The organism is Treponema sp. TIM-1 (assembly GCF_046533115.1).
In the GTDB taxonomy this organism is placed as follows: Bacteria; Spirochaetota; Spirochaetia; order Treponematales; family Breznakiellaceae; genus JAIRMO01.
In genome coordinates, this window is record NZ_JAJQRC010000004.1 from 1 (window position 1) to 18,913 (window position 18,913).

The window sequence follows — 18,913 nt, forward strand, 5'->3', positions numbered from 1 at the left end:
GCGAGAATAAAATGCCATGCATTTTATTCTAATTGCTTATGCAATAAGGAAATAACATGACCAATCGGTCATGTTATTTCTGCGCGGGTCCTAAGGTTCTTCCGCCGATTTTTGTCCATAGGAGATAATGATGAAAAAGCTGTTCGTTTTGCTGTATTTTGCGTTGACGGTGTTCACGGCGGCGTCCCTCTTTTTTGGTATTGCTGCCGGTCCTCCCGTCAGAGTTCCGGGTCCGGTTACCACCACCGAGGCTTCCGCCGGGACGGATCAAAGAGAAGCCCAGACAGACCCCGCCGGAACGGCCCGGGAGGAAAAACGGACGACCCCCGCTAGGGTTCCTGCCTGGGTGAATCAGAACGAAGCCCAGGAGGACTCTGCCGGAGGAGCTCAGGAGGAAAAAAAGACAACCACCGCCTCGGTTCCTGCCTGGGTGGATCGGCGGGAAAACCAGGCGGTTGCCGAGGCTGCCGCCGCGAAGGGGTACTATGATCGGGGTAGCGCCTATGCTCACCAAGGGGCTCTGGATCAGGCGATAAGGGATTTTGATGAGGCGATCAGAATCAAGGCCGATTATACCGAGGCCTATGTTGACCGGGGTGTCGCCTACGCTCTCAAAGGAGATCCGGACCGGGCAATAATTGAATTTACCGAAGCGATTAGGATAGCCCCCGATCATTTCACGGCCTACTATAACCGGGCTTATATCTATCTCTACCATAAAAAAGGGGAGCTTGACCAGGCAATAACGGACCTTACCGAGGCGCTCAGGATAAACCCTAATTTCGCCGCAGCCTACTATGACCGGGGTAATGCCCGCCGTGAAAAAGGGCAACCGGAGGAGGCGATAGCGGACTTCACTGAGGCAATCCGGCTCAAATCCGATTATGTGGACGCCTACGTTAACCGGGGTATCGCCTATGCTTCCAAGGGAGAGACGGACGGGGCAATAACGGATTACAATATGGCGATCAGCATCAACCCCAATGACGCTATTGCGTACCATAACCGGGGCCATGCTTACTATGCCAAAAAGGACTATACCCGCGCCCGGGCGGATTGGGAAAAGGCTGTCCAGAAGGGCTATGCCTATGCGCAGCACAACCTTGAAGAATTACGGCAGATGGGGTACTAAACAGGTGTGGGGATCTTCTCAAAAACGGATGTATTTTTGAAATATGCCATGCCGGGATTGAGGAATAAGCCGCAAATGTCCCCGGGTCATTAACACTCCCGGCATCCCATGGTATACTTAGGTAAATGGTAACTATTGCTGGCATCAAGGTTCATTATTTTGACATCGGTTCCGGGGAAACGGTCCTTTTTTTACATGGCTGGGGGACCGATTTTTTGTCCTTCAAACCTTTTTTGGAGGCCCTAACCCCCTATTACCGGGTCTGCACCCTGGATATGCCCGGGTTTGGGCAAAGCGATGAACCTCCGGCGGCCTGGGCGGTGGACGATTATGGGGATTTTATAGTGAATTTTATGGCCCACCGGGGGATAAGCCGGGTGATCCTTATCGGTCATTCCTTTGGGGGAAGGATCATCATCAAACTCGCGGCGAGAAGGGAGCCGCCGGTAACCATTACCAAGATCATCCTGGTAAACAGCGCGGGGATCCGGCCCCGAAAAACCGTCCGGCAAAAGGTCAGGCTCCTCCTCTACCGGGGAGTAAAACGGATTATCTCCCTTGGGGGGATAAAAAAACAATTTCCCGGGCTTTTGGACCGGTGGCGTAAAAAACATAGTTCCCCGGATTATCTGAATGCCAGCCCCCGGATGCGGGAGTGTTTTATCCGGATAATTAACGAAGACCTCACCCCCTGCCTTCCCCGGATATCCTGTCCAACTCTGTTGATATGGGGAACGGAGGATCAGGATACCCCCCTGAGCGACGGGAAGCTCATGGAAGAGCTTATCCCCGAGGCGGGCCTTGTGACCCTGGAAAAGGCGGGGCATTATTCATTTTTGGATCAGCCCTTTATCTTCGGCAGGGTCCTCGACTCGTTTTTAAATATCAAGAGATGATTATGCTGTTTATTGTACGATTAATACCCATCACGGTTTTTTTATGTTGTTATATACCGGCGGTCCTCTATGACTACCACATATTTCAGCTCAACTCCTACGATATAGGTACCCAGCTAAAATGGCTGGCCCGGAATGGGATGCGGGGGTACCTCCTCAGGCATATTTTTGTCCTCTACCATTGTTTTAAGCCCTACAAAGTGAAAAAGCCCCTGGTTTACACCAGCCGTCTTAAACGGATGCTCGTTACCAACGGGATCCTTGTGGTTGCCGGGATTACCCTTTCCTGCTTCCGGAGCTTTGCCGTCGGGGCGCTGCTCCTCGCGGCGATCTTCTTCCTCAGCCCGGTGCTGGTGATGCTTTCCAACATCATCAACGCTCCCCTGGAACGGGCCATTAACCGTTGGTACATCGCCGATGCCCGAAAGATATTACAAAAAATGCCCCGGTTAATCGTCATCGGTATTACCGGCAGCTACGGAAAAACCAGTACCAAATATTTTCTATACCGGCTCCTCTCGCCCAAGTACAATGTACTCATGACCCCCGAAAGTTATAATACCCCCATGGGGGTGGTCAAAACCATCCGGGGACAGCTTAAACCCATCCATGAAATTTTTATCTGCGAAATGGGGGCAAAAAAAACCGGGGAAATAAAAGAACTCTGCGACATCGTTCATCCAAAATACGGTATCATAAGTTCCATCGGTCCCCAGCATCTGGAAACTTTTAAATCCCTGGATAATATTATCAAAACAAAATTTGAACTTGCCCGGGCCCTGGGCGGGGGGGGTGTTATTTTTCTCAATTATGAGAACGAGTATATCCGGAATACTCCCTGCGCCCAAAAAAAAGTTTCCTACGGCAGAACAATGGTGGGCTGCGACTATTTGTCCCGGAACATCAGGGTTTCCGGCGCCGGTTCCGCCTTTGATATCACCCTATCCGACGGCGGGGAATACCATTTTGAAACCAAGCTCATCGGCCTCCACCAGGTGGAAAACATTACCGGCGCCATCGCCGCGGCCGATTACCTGGGGGTGAAGCCCGAAGATCTGGTGGTCGCGGTCCGCCGCCTGCAGAGCGTTCCCCACCGGCTTGAGTTACTAAGCCGAAGGGGGATAACCATCATTGACGATTCCTATAACGCCAATGTCAGCGGGACCAAGGCTGCCCTGCAGGTCCTGGGGATGTTCGACGCCTTTAAAATTCTCGTAACCCCCGGTATGATTGAACTGGGGGATAAGGAGGATGAGTACAACCGGCAGTTCGGCATAGAGGCGGCAGCGGTTTGTGATTATGTGATCCTCGCCGGAGCCCGGCAGGCGAGGAGTATTTTGGCGGGGCTTAAAAGCGTTGGGTATCCGGAGGAAAAAATATACATCGCGGAAAATTTGGAAGAGGTCTTTACAAAAATTGACGCCATTCCGGCGGGGAGAGCATCCAAGGTGGTGCTTTTGGAAAACGATCTGCCGGATAATTATTAGGGGGAACTATGGGAATACGGGTCGGTGTTTTTTTCGGCGGCAGAAGCGTGGAGCACGAAATTTCAATTATTTCCGCCATTCAGGCAATCAACGCCCTGGACAAAACCAAATACGATAGTATACCGGTGTACATCACCCGGGAGGATGCCCTGTATACCGGGGAGGATATCGCTAGGATAGAAGCATACCGGAATATCCCGGAACTTTTAAAAAAAAGCCAACGGGTCCTCTGCGTTCCCCGGGGAGGGGTCTGTGATTTATTGAAGTACCCCTTTAAGCGCTTCGGTAATCCCCGCTACGCTTCTCTGGACATCGCCTTTCCCATTGTCCACGGTACCAATGTCGAAGACGGGGGCTTGCAGGGTTTTCTCAAGACCCTATCCATCCCCTTTGTAGGATGTGACGTTACCGCCTCCGCAGTGGGAATGGACAAGTATATTCAAAAGACGGTTCTTAAAGACAACAACATCCCCGTATTGGACTGCCGCCGGTTTTTTGTAAAAACCTATTTTCAAGATACCCGGAGAATCCTCGCGGAAATTGAAGGGGCCCTCCCCTACCCCCTCATCGTGAAGCCCCTGAATCTAGGTTCCAGCATCGGGATTAGTAAGGCCAATACTACCGGGGAACTGCAAAGCGCCTTGGAGTATACCTTTCAATTTACCAATACCGCCCTGGTTGAAAAAGCGGTTTCCAACTTAAAAGAAATCAACTGCGCGGTCCTGGGGGATGGGGATGCCGCGGAGGCCTCGGAGTGTGAGGAACCCCAAAGCAACGGCGCTATCCTGAGTTACCAAGACAAGTATGTATCAGGACCCAAAGGCGCGGGGGGAACCAAGGGAATGAGCGGGGCCAAGCGGAAACTTCCCGCGGATATCAGCGGGGAACAGCGGGAAACCATCCGGGAACTGGCAAAAAAAACTTTTCAGGTTTTGGGCTGCCACGGGGTGGTCCGGGTTGATTTTCTTTTGGACATGGCGGCCAATCAGATCTGGGTGAACGAGGTAAACACGATCCCCGGCTCCCTGGCCTTTTATCTATGGGAACCCCTGGGCATCCCCTACCGGGAACTCCTGGACCGCCTCATCACCCTGGCCTTTAAACGGGAACGGGAGAACGCGAATCTTTCCTATTCCTATAAAACGGATATTCTGTCGAATTTTATTTCCGGCGGGGCCAAGGGATCAAAAGGGTAACCCCTAACCTAAGGGACTAGAGACTGGGGCCCGGGCCGCCCTACCCTAATCCAGGTGAAACACTTCGACAAGATCCCCGCTTACCGGCGATTCGTCAGGATTGGTGTCCATAAGATCCTTCATCATGTGCCACCATTTCTTTACGATCTCCTGCTGGGCCAGTTCCCCGTCGGTAGCGTCGTCCGCAAGGTATTGAAAGGCAAAAAGGGTATTCGTCTCCCGGTCAAGGAAGATCGAGTAATTGGAAACCCCGGCCTTACGGAGTTCGGCTTTCAGTTCCGGCCAAATCTCGTCGTGCCGTCTCTTGTATTCCGCCTCGCACCCCGGGTGCAGATGCATGACAAAGGCTTTCCGTTTCATATACTCCCCTCCGGTTGTCCCCCGGCAAAGCCGGGGTTATCGAATTAACAAAACCCTCTGAAAACTGAAATTTTCAGAGGGTTTCTTCTCTTAATACACGCTCTTCCAGTCGTTGATGTTGGCAGGTTCAAACTTAAAGGGAGGACCGAGGAGTACTTCGGTGCCGCCGTCGGGGGCCTTTACAATGGTGTATTCGCCCAGCCGTCCCGCGGAGAATTTCTCTCCCTCTTTGCCGGTAATTTTGCCGGAAGTGAGGCCCGTAGCCACATAAGCGCCGAGATAGCCCACGTCAATCGGATTCCACAGGTACATATAGGGGCAGGCGCCATTGTCGATGTATTCGGCCATTTCCGAGGGAAGTCCAAGACCGGTAAGTTTTACCTTACCGACGAGTCCCCTGTCCGTGATCACTTTTCCCGCCGCGGCAATACCAACGGTGGTAGGCGCGATGATTACCTTCAGGTTCGGATAGCTCAGCAGCAACCCTTCCGTCTCGGAAACCGACTTGTCCCGAAGATCGTCGCCATAGGCGATCTTCACCAGGTTCAGGCCGGAATATTTCGGTTTTGCCAACTCCTTCTTCATATAATCGATCCAGAGGTTCTGGTTCGATGCCTGGCTTGTGGCGGAAAGGATGGCGATCTCGCCACTGCCGCCGGCCAGATCGTAGGCCGCTTCCACCAGGGTAACGCCGATCTTCTCGGAGTCCGCCTGGTTAACATGGGTCAGGCGGCTTGCGGGATTTACCGAGGAATCCAGGGAATAGACCTTGATCCCCGCGTTTTTGGCTTTGGTTAGAACCGGTTGAAGGGCGTCAAAGTCATTACCAACAATACAAATTGAGGCGACCTTCTGGGCGATAAGCTGATCGACCATCTGAATCTGGGCTTCCGCGGTGGGAAGATCCGGAGCGCGCAGTATCGACGTCCCGCCCTGTTCCTTGATTCCGGTCTCAAAACCGCTCATCTGCCGTTCACCATAGGGGTTTCCCGTACTCTTGAATACAAAGGCATGGGTATTGCTCCCACCCGCCGCCTGGCTGCCACTCGCGAACAGGGTCCCCGCGAATACCAGCGCCATTACCACCGAAAGTAACAATACTTTCTTTGCACTGTTTTTCATCTCTTGCCTCCTAAAAAAACTACTTTATAAAGCCCGCCATCTAACGGACAGACTTTTCATCCGGATCAACAATTTTGTGAGAAACTTTCGTTTCCCCAAAAATTCCGCTAAAAACACCCCTTTCCATCAGCGCTTTCTCAGGTTCATCACCAGTACCGAAAGCACCAGGAGCAGTCCTAAAATGATCAGTATTACCTGGGCGGATACGTTGATAAGCCCCAGGCCATAGTTTAAAAACCCGATAATAAATATCGCGAGGAGGGGTCCCGCGATCCGGCCGGTTCCACCGGAAGTGCTTACCCCGCCCAGAACCACCATCGCTATCACGTCAAGCTCATAGCCCGTTGCCACATTGGGCCGGGTACTCCCCATCCGGGAGGTGAGGAAGATCGCACAGAGGGCGGACATAAATCCGGTTAAAAGAAAAACTATCATAAGGATCCGGTCGGTTTTTACCCCCGAATAGCGGCAGGCAAGCAGGTTACTCCCCATACCGTAGACCGAACGTCCAAAGGATGTTTTGTGCAGCAACAAGCCGAAGATAACCGCCGCGATAATAAACACTATCAATATGAAGGGAACAGGCCCCACATAACCCCAGGCAAAGAACGAAAACCATGGAGGAAACCCGCCCGAGGCATGGTCTTCCAGGATCACATAGGCAATGCCGCGGTAGATCGTCATGGTTGACAGGGTTACTATCATCGCCGGAAGTTCCTTGAATTTTACCAGCAGTAAACCGTTTATGCCCCCACAGATGGTCCCGATAACCAGGGCAGAGACCATGGCCAGGGGCATGGGAAGACCGACGTTGTAGAGGACCCCCATCATCACCGCGCTGAGGGCCACGTTGGAAGACACGGAAATATCAATGTTTCCCAGGATGATCACCAGCATCATGGGCAGGACGATGAACGCCTTGTCCAGAAAATTCATCGGCCCGCTGAGGAAGGTGTTCGCCGACAGGTACCAGGGGGACAGGAAGCTGTTGATGATATGAATAAGGACAAAGATTACTACCAAGAGCCATTCCCACTGGAAGAAAAACCGTTTCCAGTCCCAGGGCTTTTCAATAGCCAGCGTTCTTTCGCTCATGACGCGCTCCTCGCTTCATTTTCCGTCCCCGCGGCGGACGCCCGGTCCCTGGACCGCAGCACGGCCCGGTCATTGTTCCGTTTTATCAACACATTGCTGATGATCGCCGCGAGGATCACCAAGCCCTGTATGGCCTGCTGCCAGAAGGGGGATACATTTATCAGGGGCAGGGCATTGGCCAGGATGCCGAAGAGGATCACCCCCAGGAGGAGACCCGCTACCTTTCCCCGGCCGCCCGAGACGCTTACGCCGCCAAGCACACAGGCGGCGATAACGTTCATCTCATAGCCCGCGGCGGTGTCCCCCTGGGCCGAGGCGAACTTCGCCACCCAGAGTACCCCGGAAAGGCCGGCCAGGGCGCCCATCAGCACATAGACCAGGGTTACGATCCGTTTCCGGGGAAGCCCCGTAATTTCCGCGGCTTCGGGATTGGAACCGACGGCGTAAATACGCCTGCCCGTGCGGGTATAGGTAATAAAATAGTAGAATAGCAAATAGATGATTATCGCAATCACCACTAAATTATTCACCCCCAGAATCCTGCCCGTCGCCAAAGCCTTAAAGCCCTCCGACATTTGATAGGCGCTGACCCATTGGCCTCCGCTCACCATATAGGTAAGGCCCCGGATCACGTTCATAAGCCCGAGGCTGGCGATGATCGGCAGTATGGAAAAGCGGGCGATGAGGAAGCCGGTGACAAACCCAACGGCCGCTCCTATCACCGTTCCCTCAAGTACCAATATTACCGGCGGAATACCGGGATTACCCCATACCGTCAGGGCCGTAACCATGCCGGAAAAAGCCATGATAGCGCCGATGGAAAGATCGATGCCCCCGGTGAGCAGGACCATCATCATGCCGGCGGACAGAATGCCCAAAATCGCCGTATTGGTGAGGATCTGCCCAATGTTCAAAACCGTGAGGAATTCGTGATTACGGGCCTGTACCGCGGCGCTCACCACCACAATGAATATCACCAGGCCCAGCTCGCGGAATTTTTCGACTACATTGGACGGTGACCCCTTCAAACCTTTTGCGTTCACTGCTTCCATGATCACTCCCCCATAGCCGCTTTGAGGATACTTTCCTGGGTAGCCTCCGCGGTATCCATGATCGCCATTACGGCCCCTTCCCGCATAACCACCACCCGGTCGCTCATGCCCAACACTTCGGGCAGTTCAGAAGAAATCATAATGATCCCGTATCCTGAGGCCGCCAGATCGTTCATAATGGAGTAGATTGCCGTCTTTGCCCCCACATCCACGCCCTTGGTCGGCTCGTCCAGGATGATCACCTTCATATCCGAATTGAGCATCTTGCCCACGATCACCTTCTGCTGGTTTCCGCCGGAAAGGGTAGAAACCAGGTCGTGTACACTTGCCGCCTTTACCGCGAGTTTGTCCGCCACTTCCCCGGCTTTTTCATTTTCCCGCCGGGTGTCAAGCCAGCCAAAACGGGTAAATTTATCCAGCACCGCAAGGCTGATGTTCTTGGCGATTTCCCAGCGGAGTACTAGGCCCTGCTTCAGCCGGTCTTCGGGGAGAAAGCCGATGCCTTCCGCGATGGCCAGGGTAGGGATAAGGCGGTTTAGTTTCCGGCCCTCCAGGGTAACGGTCCCCGAGTCATAAGCCGAAATCCCGTAGATAGCCTCGCAGACTTCGGTACGCCGAGCCCCCACCAGGCCGGTTATCGCCAATACTTCTCCCCGGCGCACGGAAAAACCCACATCCCGGAAGAAACCCAGTCGGGAAAGCCCCTCGACTTTGAGGACCTCCTCCCCGATTTTGACATCCCGCTTGGGGAAGAACTGAACGATTTCCCTGCCCACCATGGCGGTTACCATGGTATGATTATCAACTTCCCCGATATCCCAGGTATTGATATACTTTCCGTCCCGCAGCACCGTTACCCGATCCGCAAGACGATACATATCCTCAAAACGGTGGGATATAAAAATGACGGACACACCTTTTTGTTTTAAATTTCCAGTAATATGGTAGAGATCCTCGCTTTCCCGGTTGGAAAGGGGCGCCGTGGGCTCATCCATGATGATGATCCGGGCATTGGTGGAAAGGGCCTTGGCAATCTCGACAATCTGCTGCTGCGCCACGGAAAGAGTTCCCATGACGGAACGGGCGTCGAATTTCGCGTCAAGCTGGGACAGTAATTCCGACGCTTCCCGGTTCATGGTCTTCCAGTCGATGCGCTTAAAGGGGGACTTGGTCTTTTCGTGGCCCATGAAAATATTTTCGGCCACCGTTATATCCGGAAAGCAGGTAACGTGCTGATAGATCGCCGCGATGCCCAGGGCTTGGGCGTCAAGCGGGCCCCGAACATTCGCCGGCTTGCCGTCAACCAGAAAATCTCCCTGATCGGACAGGTACACCCCGGTGATGATCTTGATAAAGGTGGACTTGCCCGCACCATTTTCCCCCATAAGGGCATGGATCTCTCCCCTTTTTAGGGTAAAATGTACATCATCCAGGGCCTTAACGCCGGGAAAGGTTTTTGAAATATGCCGTAGTTCCAGGATATAATCTGTTTTTTCTTCCGCCACACCTGCCCCCTATGCTATTTTCCTGCATTCTATTCCGAAAAGCCGCGCCAGCTTTTCTATCTTTCCGGCAATATGTCCAACCCCGATGGCACAATGATGGGCCGGTCCGGCTTTTGACCACCGGTTGATAAATTCCCGGGCGGAAACGGAAAAGCGGTAACGGCTGTTGGTATTGCCGATCTCCAAAACCGGACCGGGAACGGACTCCCCTTCGGCGCAGAGCAGGAAAGTTGATCCTTCCGGCCCCTGAACCACCGCAAGAAAAGTGACCGGTCCGTGCTTGACACTCATCTGAATTGAAAGCCCCTTACCGGGTTTACCATGATACACCGGAAGCGGCACCAACGCTACCCTTCCTTCGGCAATCACCGGATGCGCCGGCCCGTCATGTCCCCAGAGAACCACATCATCGTTAAAGTCCATGGCGTATAATTCGGAGAAGGAACCGCCGGCGCTAAAGCAATCCATAATTTTCATGGCGACCACGTTCTTGACTTCGCATTCCCCGGCCACCGGTACCCCGGCAGCGGTAAGCAGGGTGTTCCCGGCAATAACCGAAGTGACGATGTTTTCATGGTCGCTCTCCGGGCTGCCTTCGTAATAGTACGCCATAGCCCCGAGCCGTTTTTCCTCAACGAGCCGGTCCAGGGCAAAAGAGGTCCGGGCGGCACGGTTGAGTTCATACTCATCACATTCGGGCGAAACGGCAAACTGATTTTCAAAACGCTTCCGCTGTTCGGCGATTTCCCCATCTCCCGCGGAATCCCAAATCGTTTTAAGGGTATCCATTTCCAGAAGCTCAAAATGACTCCCAAAAACCGCGGCCAGCCGGGTTACATCGGTATAGACATCAAGCATACCGCAGTAATAGTGTCCCAAAATCCCGATCCGCGTATTTTGCACCAGAGCCTTGACCCGTACCGCTTCGCACCATGCGCCAATCTCATTCCAAGCAGCATCCTCTCCAAGCCAGCCGGTAATGATGTCATAGGAAATGTGCGCATTGTTAAAAACCGAAGCGATCTCCGGCACTGAACAAGCCTGACAATGGGCAAGCCATTCCCCGGTCATGCGGCCCCGATCTCCCAGGGCGTTAAATGTTTTGTAGTCGATGGCGGGAACCGGCTGGAGGTTCAGTATAATAAACGGTACCCCCAGCCCCATCGCCACGGGAAGCACCGTATGGGAAAGGGCATAGGTTGAAATGTAGAGGAAAACTAATTCTACCCGTTTTTCCCGAAACAGTTCCGCTGTCTGCCGCGCCGTGTCCGGCTTATCCACCAGTCCCGCATTGACAATTTCCACACCAAAGGCAGCCATTTTTTCCGCAATCTGCGTTTGGTACCCCAAAAGCCGTTCTTTAAGTCCCGCAAACTGATCCCAATACGTATCAAGCCCTATGCCAAAGAGGCCAACCCTGATACTTTTCCCGAATCCGCTCGTTTCGCCGCTTTTCATTAGATCAGTATCAGGCTAAATTTCCCGGCCGTAAATGGAGAAAACAAGCGAATTCATGGAGAAAATCCCAAATGGCGGTTTTAAGACCCGGTTGGTTTTTTAGCGCTGCTCCCCACTATTGCTGCCAGGGGAACAATGGCGATACCTTCAGCCTTAAAGCGGGCGTTTATTTTTTGCACAAAGGCCAGCGCCTGATTTCCGTCACCGTGGACGCATACCGAATCCGCGGTGAGGGTTATCTCTTTTCCGGTGATGGCCGTGACCCGCCCTTCCTTTACCATTCCCACCACCCGGCGCAGGGCCTCGTCCTCGTCGGTGATCAGGGCCCCCCGTTTGCTCCGGGCAACCAGGGAACCATCCTCTTCGTAGGCCCGGTCGGCAAAGACCTCCCGGGCAACGGCCAGTCCCTGCCGCTCCGCGGCCCGGATCATCTCGCTCCCCGCCAGGGCAAGCAAAATAAGGCCGGGGTCCACTTCCGCAATAGCCCGGCAGATCGCTTCGGCGAGGACCGGGTCCCGGGCGGCCATATTGTACAGGGCCCCGTGGGGCTTAACATGGGCGAGGGGCACCTTCTGGGCGTCGCAAAAGGCCTTGAGGGCGCCGATTTGGTACTGTATATAGGCCTTGGCCTCCTCGCCGCTGACCTTCATGTCCCGCCGGCCAAAGCCGGACAAGTCGGGAAACCCCGGATGGGCCCCCACCGCCACCCCGTGCTCCCGGGCGGCCTTTACGGTCTTCGCCATGACCAGAGGGTCCCCGGCATGGAACCCGCAGGCGATATTGGCGGAGGATATGAGGGGGATAATCTCAGCGTCCAGCCCCATGGTCCAGGGTCCGAAACTCTCACCCAGGTCGCAGTTCAGATCGATTTTCGTGATCTTCATCGTCTTTTCCCTCGTTTACCCCCGGACAAAACCGGTTAATTTTTAAGGGCGGTATTTTTAATGTCCGTAATCAGCATGTGTCCCGGCGCGTGGGTAATGGCGATCCGGGGTTTCGCGGTCATAATTACCGATTGGGGCGTAACCCCGCAGGCCCAAAAGACCGGGATCTCCCCGGCGCGGATGGTAACCCGGTCCCCAAAGTCGGGTTTGTCGATGTCCCGGATGCCGATAAAGGCGGGATCCCCGATATGCACCGGCGCGCCGTGGACCCGGGGCATGGAGGCGGTAATGGTCACCGCCTTTATCACCTGCTCCGGCGGAAGGGGCCGCATGCTGACCACCATCTTTCCGTGAAAAACACCTGCGGGTACGCAATCGATATTGGTGATATACATGGGAACATTCCGGTTTTCCTCAATATGCCGGACGCTCACATCCGCGGCGAGGAGCTCCGATTCAAAGGAGAAACTGCAGCCGATAAGGAAACTCACCAGGTCGTCCTGCCAAAAGGCGGACATGTCGGTGTTCTCTTCCTCCAATACCCCCTCCCGGTAGAGGCGGTATTTGGGAATGTCCCGGGCGATGTCCGCGCCGGGGGCGATCAGGGGAAGCTGCCGGCTTCCCCGGTCACTTACCTCCAAAACCGGGCAGGATTTGGGATTTCGCTGGGTAAAAAGTAGAAAATCGTAGGCGTATTCCGCGGGTAGCACCGCGAGGTTTGCCTGGGCATACCCCGCGCACATCCCCGAGGTCTGATCGGTATAGGCCCCTTCCCGGATCAGCCTTCGGGCTTCCCGGGGGCTCATATGCACATAGTCCATAGGATTTTATATCACCCCCCGATTTTTTTTTTCAAGCCCCTCAATTCCTTAAGCCGCCGAAAATACATCCCCTCGGCCCGGCGGAGGGAGATTCTTTTAAACCGCACCGGCATACCGGGAAAAAGCTGGGCGAGAAAGGCGAGATCCGCCCCGGCAACGGTACCGATCTTCGCGTAGCCCCCGATGGTCTGGCGATCCCGCATGAGGACCAACGGCTGCCCCGAATTGGGAATCTGTACCGCCCCGGCGGCGATACCGTCGGAGACAATATCCGTTCCCCGCTTCGATTCCACCGGCGGACCGGTAAAGCGGATTCCCATCCGGTCCGAATCCGGGGACAGGGTATACACCGAAGTATAAAAGGTCCGGATCCCCCCAGGAGAGAACCGGTCCTCCTGAACGCCGGGGACCACATGCAAAACCAGGGGACCCGGCCCGGCCGCCGGGGGCTCATAGACCCGCCGATCCATGTCCGGCAGCGCGGAACAGGGGGCGCGGAAGGGGAGATAATCCCCATCTTGCAGCTTCCGCCCATCAAGGCCGCCGATTCCCACCTTCAGGTTGGTGGAGCGGCTCCCCAGGACCAGGGGCAGATCCAGGCCCCCGGCCACGGCCAAATAGCTCCGGCAGCCGCCCCGGGCAAAGGCGGAGGAGAAAACACTCCCCTCCCCGACAACCAGGGCCCGGTTCATGGCCGCCGGTTTCCCGTCAATCGCGGGGCTTATATCCGCCCCGGTCAGGGCAATCACCGCAGGACCGTCAAAAACCGCGGAAATACCGGCCATGGTTATCTCCAGGACCGCCTCCCCCTCGTCGTTCCCCGCAAGAATATTGGCCAGGGAAAGGGAAAAATCGTCCATGGCCCCGGAGGGGGAAAAACCCATGGCCATAAACCCCAACCGTCCCCGATCCTGCACCGTGGTCAGGGGACCGGCCCCGATGATCTTCATTCCCATGGGGGACCCTCCTCCTGGGGGGTATAGGCCTCCCGCCTCACCTCATAGCTGCCGGCTTCGACCTGTTTTTCGATTTCCGCGTATTTCTCCCGGTCTATCGGAAAAAAGGCGATAAAATCTCCGGTTTTGTACAACACCGGTTCCTCCCGGTGGCTGTCATAGGGTCTTACCGGGGTCCTGCCGATAAGCTGCCATCCCCCGGGGGAAACCAGGGGATAGATGCCGGTCTGGTTCCCGCCGATTCCCACGGCGCCCCGGGGCACCGCGGTCCGGGGGCTTTTACGCCGGGGGGTTTCCAGCCGGGGATCAAGCCCCCCCAGATAGGGAAAGCCCGGTAAAAACCCCAGCATAAAAATACGGTACCGGGGCGCGGTATGCCGCCGGATGATTTCCTCAGGACTCAGGCCGGTGTGGGAAACCACTTCCCCCAGGTCCTCGGCGAATTCCCCCGCATAACAGACGGGGATAAAAAAAAGGGTTCTGACCGGGACGCTCCCCCCCCCGCCTTGGGCAATCCGGCGCCGGAGCAGTCCCCGGAGTTTACGGTAGCGGACCCGGCAAAGATCAAAATACACGAGGAGGGAGCCATAGGCGGGGACCGTTTCCACGATCCCAGGAACCGGGTCCGCGGCAAGATTTTTCGCCAGGGCGTGAACCCTATCGTTGACCGCGGCGGAAATTACCGGGGCAAATTCCACCAGCAGGGCGCTTTCACCGCAGGGGGTAATCCGGGGGAATTTCCCCGGGGTATAGGGGCTCTCCATGATCATCCCGGGTTTTCAAAAAACCCAAGCGCTATGGTTTTGGCAAACCAGGTTTTACATTTTTCCTCATGGGTCCGGGCGTTGGTAACACATTCGCCCATCAGGGTGATTATGGACTTAATAATGGTACTGTTTAAGCCGTCCACCGCGGGAATGGCTTCGCCGTACATATCCACCAGCCCCCTTTCCGCCGCCACGGCCAGGAGACGGTCCTCAAGCTCCGGGGTATGGAGCAGGTCGGGCCTCCCCAAAAGGTAGCCCAGGGCGGCGGTAATCCCGTAGGCGGCCCAGTTGGAGACCGTGGCGGTGATCACCGCCTCCGCCGAGGTGGAAGCGGCAATGCCCCCGCCGCATCCGCAGGAACATCCCCCGGGCGCCGCATAGGGGACGTACCGGGTAAGGGTATCCCTCAGGGCGCCCATACCGCACTCGTTCCCCAGGTCGCCGATAGCAAGGCTCGGGGTTTCCGCCTTTTGCAGGGCCGCGAAAAGGACGTCGCTTTTTGCCTCCAGGGCGCTCACATCCCGGCCCAGGGCGTTGTGGTATACCCCCCCCTCGTTTGCCCCCGGGGCCTCAATGGCGATGACATAGGAAGGTCTCCCCCGGGCCAGGAGTTTTTCCGCCTCGGAGGCGGCTTTCTGGGGGTCCTTGGTAAAGGTATGGATCGCCGCCCCCGGGGGGGAGTGTTTCAGTTCCTCCACATCCGCCCGATAAGGGATTCCCGCTACTTCGAGAAGCGCCCCCATGGCCGCCGCCGCTTCTTCGGGACAAATGAGCAGGGGCTTGGCGTCAAAGCCCCGGACCAGGGCCCGGGCCAGGACCAGGGCGCCCGGCGGGCCGTCGGTTTCCGCCCGGTTATACGGGTGAAGTACAAACCCGGTGATGATATAAACCAAACTTCCCGGCATTATATGGGTAATCATGTGCCGGGCCCCATAGACGGACAGGGGCATCCCCGCCCGTTTATAGGCCCCGTGATACAGGATATTACACACCCCGTATCCCCGGGGGTCCAGGTGCATCAGGGAGTCCAGACTTTTCCCCAAATTATATTCGGTAAGCTCCTGTTGGGTCATGGCGGGTCAGGCCGTCCAGCCCGTGGCGGCACAGAATTCCCCAAAAACTTCGTCCTGAAGTTTTTTAAGTAATTCTGGCGCCTTACCCCCCGCGGGTTTGCCGTCCACCGCCTCGGCGCTGAGCCCCATGGTACTGGTACTGGAAAGGAAGATCTCATCGGCGTTAACCAACTCCGCCAGGGTAAAGGGCCGCTCCTCCACCGGCACCCCTTGCTTTTTACAGGCCGCGAGCAGATGGGAACGGGCAATGCCCCGAAGGATCAGGTTGTCCGCCGGATGGGTGATAAAGACCCCTCCCTTCAAAATATGCACATTACTATGGGCGCCCTCGGTTACGATGTCCCCCCGGTGGAACACCGCCTCCTTACAGCCCTGCTCCTTGGCCCGCTGGGCTGCCAGTACATTGGGTATTAAATTGAGGGTTTTAATATTACAATGAAGAAAACGGGTGTCTTCACAGGTGATCAAGCGAATTTTCCGGTAAATATCGGGAACGGAAATCGGTTTGAAGGTTATCAAAAGATTCGCCGGCCCTGACGGAAAGGTATGATCCCGCCGGGAAGTACCCCGGGTCCATTGCCAGTAGGCCAGCAGCGGAATATTATCAACCTTTTGAACCAGATCGCAGAGCAGCGCTTTAAGCTCCTCCTTTGAACAGGAGGGTTTAATCTCCAACAGTCCGGCGCTGGTAAAAAACCGGTCGATGTGTTCATCCAGGGTAAAAATGACCCGGTTGACACAAACCGCCGCATCGTATACCCCGTCACCAAAATAGAGCCCCCGATCATTTATCGGCACGGTCATATCATCCAGAGGACCCCATTTTCCGTTATAATATCCTAATGCATCCATAAAAAGTACCTCCGACAAAAAGAGGGTAATAAATTTGGAAAAAAATGTATAGCCGGAATAGGGAAAAAACAGCTGCGCTTGTCCCGGATAGCTTGTCCGTTTTTTTACCGGATCCTTGACAAAATTTTTATGTCGTGTTTACCTGAATTGGCGGTTTTGTGATCGCTTAGCAAGCAATAAAGGAGATGTGCGTATGAGTACCTTAGTACAGGCAAACGATACCTGGGTTTTATGGGCAATATTATTTCTCTTTGCTACCATCTCGATTTTTCTGGAGCAGCGTCATAAGTGGGCCGAAAGATTATCCGGTCCGGTTATAGGCCTTATTCTTGCGATTTTAGCGGTCAATTTTCGGATTATTCCTACCGCTTCGGGGGTTTATGACGCGGTATGGGATTATTTTATTCCCCTTTCGGTGGCGATGCTGCTCTTCCGGGCAAATATTAAAAGCATTATCAAAGATACGGGAAAGATGTTTTTGTGTTTCAACATCAGCGCCATAGGGACCCTGATCGGGGTCATCATCGCCTTTTTCCTGCTCAAGAATTTTATCCCCGAACTGGATAAAATGGCGGGGATCCTTACCGGTTCCTATATCGGCGGCGGGGTAAACCTCTTTGCCGTGGCAAGTTCCACCCAGATCTCCGAGACCATGCTCAGCGCCGAGGTTATTGCCGACAATTTTGTGATGGCCCTGGTTATCTTTGTTTTGTTGTGGATCCCCAGCAGTGCCTTCTTCAAAAAACGGTATAACCATCCTTTCCAGACCCAAATTGAGGAGCGGGGTAAGGATGATACGGCCAAAACCATGTCGGCGGCTTTCTGGGGCAGAAAGGATATTTCCCTGCTGGATATCGCCATCACCGTGGCAACCGCCTTTGTAATTGTGACGGTGGCGACCAAAATCGCCGCCGGATTCAAGGGGGTGCTGACCCCCGGGGAAGGGGCGGGCTTCTGGGCCGGACTTCCCGCCCTGATCTTGGGCAACCAATACGTGATGCTCACCGTGGTATCGGTAGTGGCTACTTCCCTTTTCCCCAAATTTTTTGAAAACCTCAAGGGCGCCCAGGAAATCGGCACCTATCTTATCTATGTGTTTTTTGTGGTCATCGGCTGCCCGGCGGACCTGAAGGACGTTATCTTTAACGCGCCGCTGCTCTTTGTTTTCTGCGGCTTGATTGCCTTTATCAACATCGCCTGGACCCTCCTCATCGGAAAATTGTTTAAGCAAAATATTGAGGAACTGACCATTGCCGCCAACGCCAATATCGGGGGGCCCTCCACCGCGGCGGCCATGGCGGTAGCCAAGGGGTACGATATGCTGGTAGTTTCGGCCATCCTGGTCGGTCTCTGGGGTTACATCATCGGTACTCCCCTGGGGCTTATTATTTCCCGGTGGTTCAGTGCCTTTGTTCCATAAGCCCCCCCAACGAGTATATCAGGGGGTGTAAAAATGAATATCAGTACCAGCGGTATACCTAAAGAGGGGCTTCCCGAAGGATTTGTTTATATTGACGATTTGATCGAGGATTGTATCGTCGATCAAAAGTATGGGGGTACGGATAATTTTGTGGGCTGCCGGATAGACGGTTATGAGCGCCCCCTGGTGGTCATGACCGTTGAAGCCGCCCGGGGTGCGGTAAAAGCCGCGGATATTCTACGGGAACGGGGGTTTTTTGTTAAATTTTTCGACGCCTACCGTCCCCAGCGGGCGGTAAATCACTTTATGCGCTGGGGCGCGGATCCCCAGGATATGCGCCGGAAGCCCATCCACTACCCCTATATTGATAAAGCGCGGGTCTTTGAACTGGGGTATGTGGCGGAAAAGTCCGCCCATACCCGGGGTACCGCGGTGGATCTCACCCTGGTTGATAAACAGACCTATCAGGAACTAGACATGGGGACGATCTTTGATTTTATGGATCCCCGTTCCCACGCGGTAACCCAGGGTTTAAGCCCCCAACAGGAACAAAACCGCGCTATTTTACGGGAAGCCATGGAAAAGTCCGGTTTTACGCAATATCCCTACGAATGGTGGCATTATAATCTCGTCCGGGAACCCTATCCCGATATCTATTTTGATTTTCCCGTCCGTTAATTTGACAGTGATAATTTTTGATTTTATACTATATTGAAGTACCCTTAGATTTAGAGGGAAAAGGCGGCCTGGGGGCCGCTTTTTCCAAAGCCTTTCCATGGACCGGCTTCAAAATTCCGGTGAGTTTTGAAACCGGCCTTGTCTTTCAAAATCCGCCGG

18 protein-coding genes are annotated in these 18,913 nt (G+C 54.7%); 6 read left to right on the forward strand and 12 right to left on the reverse strand.

All coding sequences use genetic code 11. The features are described from left to right. Positions 1 to 130: 130 nt before the first annotated feature. The 4 genes from LQZ21_RS03240 (at position 131) to LQZ21_RS03255 (ending at position 4,711) form a co-directional block, all read left to right on the forward strand. The gene (locus LQZ21_RS03240) at positions 131 to 1,132 is read left to right on the forward strand and encodes a tetratricopeptide repeat protein (RefSeq protein WP_411042730.1); all 1,002 of its coding nucleotides are present in this window, start codon (positions 131 to 133) and stop codon (positions 1,130 to 1,132) included. A 125-nt stretch (positions 1,133 to 1,257) separates the two neighbouring features. Beyond that, positions 1,258 to 2,028, forward strand: a complete 771-nt coding sequence (locus LQZ21_RS03245; RefSeq protein ID WP_411042731.1) for an alpha/beta fold hydrolase — start codon at positions 1,258 to 1,260, stop codon at positions 2,026 to 2,028. A gap of 2 nt (positions 2,029 to 2,030) precedes the next feature. Beyond that, positions 2,031 to 3,515 carry a UDP-N-acetylmuramoyl-tripeptide--D-alanyl-D-alanine ligase gene (locus LQZ21_RS03250; RefSeq protein ID WP_411042732.1) on the forward strand — a complete coding sequence of 495 codons (1,485 nt, stop codon included), beginning with the start codon at positions 2,031 to 2,033 and terminating at the stop codon, positions 3,513 to 3,515. An 8-nt stretch (positions 3,516 to 3,523) separates the two neighbouring features. Then, positions 3,524 to 4,711 (forward strand): D-alanine--D-alanine ligase family protein, encoded by a 1,188-nt coding sequence (locus tag LQZ21_RS03255; RefSeq protein ID WP_411042733.1) that lies wholly within the window; start codon positions 3,524 to 3,526, stop codon positions 4,709 to 4,711. 45 nt (positions 4,712 to 4,756) lie between these two features. Here LQZ21_RS03255 and rhaM read toward each other — a convergent pair whose 3' ends face one another. The 12 genes from rhaM to LQZ21_RS03315 form a co-directional block, all read right to left on the reverse strand. Then, on the reverse strand, positions 4,757 to 5,071 hold the full coding sequence (rhaM, locus tag LQZ21_RS03260; RefSeq protein WP_411042734.1) for an L-rhamnose mutarotase: 315 nt from the start codon (positions 5,069 to 5,071) through the stop codon (positions 4,757 to 4,759). A 90-nt stretch (positions 5,072 to 5,161) separates the two neighbouring features. After that, positions 5,162 to 6,193: a rhamnose ABC transporter substrate-binding protein gene (gene rhaS / locus LQZ21_RS03265; RefSeq protein ID WP_411042735.1), complete on the reverse strand. Its 1,032-nt coding sequence runs from the start codon at positions 6,191 to 6,193 to the stop codon at positions 5,162 to 5,164. A gap of 126 nt (positions 6,194 to 6,319) precedes the next feature. Further along, positions 6,320 to 7,288 (reverse strand): ABC transporter permease, encoded by a 969-nt coding sequence (locus LQZ21_RS03270; RefSeq protein ID WP_411042736.1) that lies wholly within the window; start codon positions 7,286 to 7,288, stop codon positions 6,320 to 6,322. Further along, positions 7,285 to 8,340 carry an ABC transporter permease gene (locus LQZ21_RS03275; RefSeq protein ID WP_411042737.1) on the reverse strand — a complete coding sequence of 352 codons (1,056 nt, stop codon included), beginning with the start codon at positions 8,338 to 8,340 and terminating at the stop codon, positions 7,285 to 7,287. Before LQZ21_RS03275 ends, LQZ21_RS03270 begins: the two co-directional genes overlap by 4 nt. A 2-nt stretch (positions 8,341 to 8,342) precedes the next feature. Beyond that, positions 8,343 to 9,845, reverse strand: coding sequence for a sugar ABC transporter ATP-binding protein (locus LQZ21_RS03280; RefSeq protein WP_411042738.1), 1,503 nt, complete (start codon positions 9,843 to 9,845; stop codon positions 8,343 to 8,345). A gap of 9 nt (positions 9,846 to 9,854) precedes the next feature. Then, positions 9,855 to 11,303 (reverse strand): arabinose isomerase, encoded by a 1,449-nt coding sequence (locus LQZ21_RS03285; RefSeq protein WP_411042739.1) that lies wholly within the window; start codon positions 11,301 to 11,303, stop codon positions 9,855 to 9,857. A gap of 80 nt (positions 11,304 to 11,383) precedes the next feature. Further along, entirely contained in the window at positions 11,384 to 12,187 is an 804-nt protein-coding gene (locus tag LQZ21_RS03290; protein ID WP_411042740.1) for a LamB/YcsF family protein, read from the reverse strand. A 35-nt stretch (positions 12,188 to 12,222) separates the two neighbouring features. Further along, positions 12,223 to 13,008: a putative hydro-lyase gene (locus LQZ21_RS03295; RefSeq protein ID WP_411042741.1), complete on the reverse strand. Its 786-nt coding sequence runs from the start codon at positions 13,006 to 13,008 to the stop codon at positions 12,223 to 12,225. Between the two features lie 11 nt (positions 13,009 to 13,019). After that, complete coding sequence (locus tag LQZ21_RS03300) at positions 13,020 to 13,964, reverse strand: 5-oxoprolinase subunit C family protein (RefSeq protein ID WP_411042742.1); 945 nt, start codon at positions 13,962 to 13,964, stop codon at positions 13,020 to 13,022. After that, positions 13,955 to 14,734 (reverse strand): 5-oxoprolinase subunit PxpB, encoded by a 780-nt coding sequence (gene pxpB / locus LQZ21_RS03305; RefSeq protein ID WP_411042743.1) that lies wholly within the window; start codon positions 14,732 to 14,734, stop codon positions 13,955 to 13,957. Before pxpB ends, LQZ21_RS03300 begins: the two co-directional genes overlap by 10 nt. Next, positions 14,731 to 15,804, reverse strand: a complete 1,074-nt coding sequence (locus LQZ21_RS03310; RefSeq protein ID WP_411042744.1) for a DUF4392 domain-containing protein — start codon at positions 15,802 to 15,804, stop codon at positions 14,731 to 14,733. The genes pxpB and LQZ21_RS03310 overlap by 4 nt, the downstream gene beginning before the upstream one ends. 6 nt (positions 15,805 to 15,810) lie before the next feature. Next, positions 15,811 to 16,656 carry an aminotransferase class IV gene (locus LQZ21_RS03315; RefSeq protein WP_411042746.1) on the reverse strand — a complete coding sequence of 282 codons (846 nt, stop codon included), beginning with the start codon at positions 16,654 to 16,656 and terminating at the stop codon, positions 15,811 to 15,813. A gap of 193 nt (positions 16,657 to 16,849) precedes the next feature. On the opposite strand from LQZ21_RS03315, the gene LQZ21_RS03320 reads away from it, so the two are divergent. After that, positions 16,850 to 18,076, forward strand: coding sequence for a DUF819 family protein (locus LQZ21_RS03320; RefSeq protein ID WP_411042747.1), 1,227 nt, complete (start codon positions 16,850 to 16,852; stop codon positions 18,074 to 18,076). Between the two features lie 33 nt (positions 18,077 to 18,109). Then, positions 18,110 to 18,754 (forward strand): M15 family metallopeptidase, encoded by a 645-nt coding sequence (locus tag LQZ21_RS03325; RefSeq protein ID WP_411042748.1) that lies wholly within the window; start codon positions 18,110 to 18,112, stop codon positions 18,752 to 18,754. Positions 18,755 to 18,913 lie beyond the last annotated feature (159 nt).